4 protein-coding genes are annotated in these 3489 nt (G+C 66.0%); all 4 read left to right on the top strand.

Annotation, left to right across the window (positions count from 1 at the left end):
- On the top strand, positions 1–445 hold a 445-nt coding region (locus tag WAN71_RS20135; RefSeq protein ID WP_422227017.1), incomplete at its 5' end, for a MaoC/PaaZ C-terminal domain-containing protein.
- On the top strand, positions 442–1644 hold the full coding sequence (locus tag WAN71_RS20140) for a thiolase family protein (protein ID WP_422227018.1): 1203 nt from the start codon (positions 442–444) through the stop codon (positions 1642–1644). The genes WAN71_RS20135 and WAN71_RS20140, both read left to right, overlap by 4 nt.
- Positions 1645–1646: 2 nt before the next feature.
- Complete coding sequence (locus tag WAN71_RS20145) at positions 1647–2066, top strand: Zn-ribbon domain-containing OB-fold protein (RefSeq protein ID WP_422227019.1); 420 nt, start codon at positions 1647–1649, stop codon at positions 2064–2066.
- A partial coding sequence (gene fadD1, locus WAN71_RS20150) for a fatty-acid--CoA ligase FadD1 (protein WP_422227020.1) occupies positions 2059–3489 on the top strand: 1431 nt, incomplete at its 3' end. The genes WAN71_RS20145 and fadD1, both read left to right, overlap by 8 nt.

Here is a 3489-nt window from a genome sequence, read left to right on the forward strand (position 1 = left end):
ACAGATTTTCTACGAGGACGTCGAGCCCGGCGACCCAGTCCCGGCGCTCACGGTGACGGTCGATGAGAGACAGCTGTTCTTCTTCAGCTCCGCAACATACAACGGTCACCGCATCCACTACGACAAAGACTGGGCACGGACGGTCGAGGGTTACGACGACGTCATCGTGCAGGGACCGCTGCAGGCCGCGCTGCTGGCCCGGGCTATCACCGACTGGATCGGCGGCCGCGGCCGGCTCGTTGAGTACGCCGTGCAGAACCGGGCCATCGCGTTTGCGGGCGAGGAACTGAGTTTCGGCGGGGTGGTGACCGCAAAGCGGTTGGGCGACAACACCGGTCTGGTCGATCTCGACATCGCCGGCCGACGAGGCGACACCGTGCTGATGCCGGGTACCGCCACCGTCACGCTGCCATTGCGCGCAGGACCCGAAAATGAGGAATTGTGACGGGCCTGCGCGGCGAGGCCGCCATCATCGGTATCGCCGAGTTGCCTGCTCAGCGCAAGCAGACGCGGCCGCCGTCCTTCACCCTCGACCAGTACGCGCTGCTGGCCAAGATGGTCGTCGAGGACGCGGGTGTAGATGCCACGGTGGTCAACGGCTTGCTGTGCCATGGCTTGGCGGAATCCGATATGTTCGCCCCGGCGACGTTGTCGGAATACCTCGGTCTGCCTGTTGATTTCGGGGAGCGGGTCGATCTTGGCGGCGCCACCTCCGCGGGGATGGTGTGGCGGGCCGCGGCGGCCGTCGAACTCGGGCTGTGCGATGCGGTGCTCGCCGTCGTGCCTGGATCCTCGGTGCTGCCGACATCCGAACGCCGACCACCGTCACGCCCGGGCTGGCATGGTGCGTCGAGCAACAAGTACGGGTCGCCACAGGCCGAGTTCGAGATCCCCTACGGCAACGTCGGCCAGAACGCGCCCTACGCGCAAATCGCTCAGCGGTATGCTGCCGTTTTCGGCTACGACCCAACAGCTCTGGCGAAGATCGCGGTGGACCAGCGCACGAATGCGTGCGCCCATCCGGGTGCGGTGTTCCACGGCAAGCCGATCGCTGTCGACGACGTGCTAGCCAGCCCGATGATCGCCGACCCGATCCACATGCTCGAGACGGTGATGCGGGTCCAAGGCGGCGCGGGTGTTCTTGTCGCCAACGCGGACCTGGCCCGGCGCGCGCGGCATCGGCCGGTGTGGATCAAGGGATTCGGCGAGCACATCGCGTTCAAGACAGCGACATACGCGCAAGACCTGATGACGACGCCGATATCCCGTGCGGCCGAACGAGCTTTCGCGATGGCGGGGCTCACGCAAGAGGCTGTCGACGTTATGTCCCTTTACGACTGCTACACCATCACCGTCCTGATGACGCTGGAGAACGCGGGTTTCTGCGGCAAAGGCGAAGGCATGACCTGGGTTAACCAGCACGACCTCACCTTCGCCGGCGACTTCCCGCTCAACACCGCGGGCGGGCAGCTCTCGTTCGGGCAGGCGGGCATGGCCGGCGGCATGCATCATGTCGTCGACGCCGCGCGCCAGGTGATGGGCCGAGCAGGCCAGGCGCAGGTGACCGACTGCCATCGGGCTTTCGTCAGCGGCACCGGCGGCATCATGAGTGAACAGGTCGCGCTGGTTCTGGGCGGTGACTGACGATGACCGAGCCGCTGCCACTTCCCGAAGCCACACCGGTATCAAAGCCGTTCTGGCAGGCACTGGCCGAGCACCGGATCCTGGTGCAGTATTCGCCTTCGCTGGGCCGGTATGTGTTCTATCCGCGCACGCTGGCTCCGGGCACGCTGGCCGATGACCTCGAATGGCGTGAAATCGACGGCGCGGGTTGCGTTTACACCTTCACCGTGGCGCAACGACCGACCGGCCCACCGTGGGCGGATGCGATGCCGCAGATCCTCGCGATAGTCCAGTGGGATGCTGGGCCCCGGGTCAGCACCGAGCTGGTGGACGTCGATCCCGCTGACGTTCGGATCGGCATGCGGGTGAGCCCGGTGTTCTGCGACGTTCCCGATACCGGGGTCACCCTGCTGCGGTATCGACCCGAGCCGACCGATGTTTGAGACCGTCCAACAGTTGCTGCGGGCACGGATGCACGACGACACCCCGGCCGTCGCCGACGGCAAGAAGACCTGGACCTGGCGCGAGCACCTCGCCGAAGCGGCAGCCGAGGCTTCGGTGCTGACCGGGCTGGCCGACACTACTCGTCCGCTCCACGTCGGCGCCTTACTCGGCAACTCGCCGGCCATGCTGCGGTCGATGGCCGCAGCCGGGTTGGGCGGTTACGTGTTGTGCGGCATCAACACCATCCGGCGCGGCGCCGGGCTGCTGGCCGACATCCGGCGCGCAGACTGCCAATTGCTGCTCGTCGATCCCGACCACCTGCTGCTACTCTCTCGCCTGGAGCTGCCTGACGTCACGGTGCTCGACGTGACGTCGCGCCGTTACCTCGACGCGATCGAGGCCGCGCCGCCGCTCATGCCGCACCGCGAGGTCGGGCCGGCCGACACCCTGATGATGATTTTCACGTCGGGAACCAGCGGCGACCCGAAAGCGGTCCGGTTCGCCCACGTGGCGGCGATCCTTTGCGGCGCAAGCCTGATCGCCCAGTTTGAGATCACCGCCGCCGACGTGTGCTACTTGTCCATGCCGTTGTTTCACTCCAACGGCGTGGCCGCGGGCTGGGCGGTCGCCATCGGAAGCGGCGCAACGATGGTTCCGGCCCGGTTCTCACCGTCGCGGCTTCTGCCCGACATCCGCCGTTACAGCGTCACCTACATGAACTACGTCGGCAAGCCGCTGGCTTTGGTGCTGGCCACCCCGGAGCAGCCGGACGATGCCGACAACACACTGCGGGTGGCGTTCGGCAACGAGGCGACCGATCGCGATATCGCAGAGTTCGCTCGACGATTCGGCTGCCGGGTCGTCGACAGCTTCGGATCGAGTGAGTTTGCGGTGATCGTCACTCGCGAAGACGGCACCCCGGCCGGGTCCATCGGAAGGGGATACCCGGGCGTTGCGGTGTACCACTCGGAAACCGTAACCGAATGCGCACCAGCGGTTTTCGACGAGAACGGTGCCCTGGTCAACTTCGACGGGGCCATTGGGGAGCTGGTGAACACCCAGGGTGGTGGCGCGTTCTCCGGGTACTACAACGACCCGACGGCCACCAACGAACGGATGCGCCACGGCATGTACTGGTCCGGCGATCTGGCCTACCGCGACGCTGACGGCTGGATCTACCTGGCTGGTCGCACCGCGGATTGGCTGCGGGTGGATGGCGAGAACCTAGCGGCCGCACCGATCGAGCGAATCCTGCAGCGGTTGGCCCCGATCAACCAGGTAGCCGTTTATGGGGTGCCCGACGAACAGGTCGGCGATCAGGTGATGGCCGCCATCGTTCTCGATGACGGTCAGTCTCTAGCGCCGGCAGAGTTTGAGAAGTTCCTCGCCGCTCAACCTGACTTGTCAGCTAAGGCTTGGCCG

This window comes from Mycobacterium sp., from assembly GCF_049280035.1.
In the GTDB taxonomy this organism is placed as follows: Bacteria; Actinomycetota; Actinomycetes; order Mycobacteriales; family Mycobacteriaceae; genus Mycobacterium.

What these genes read in the sequence shown, in the direction of transcription:
- WAN71_RS20145 (WP_422227019.1), top strand. Translation starts at nt 1,647, where the DNA reads ATGACCGAGCCGCTGCCACTTCCCGAAGCCACACCGGTATCAAAGCCG.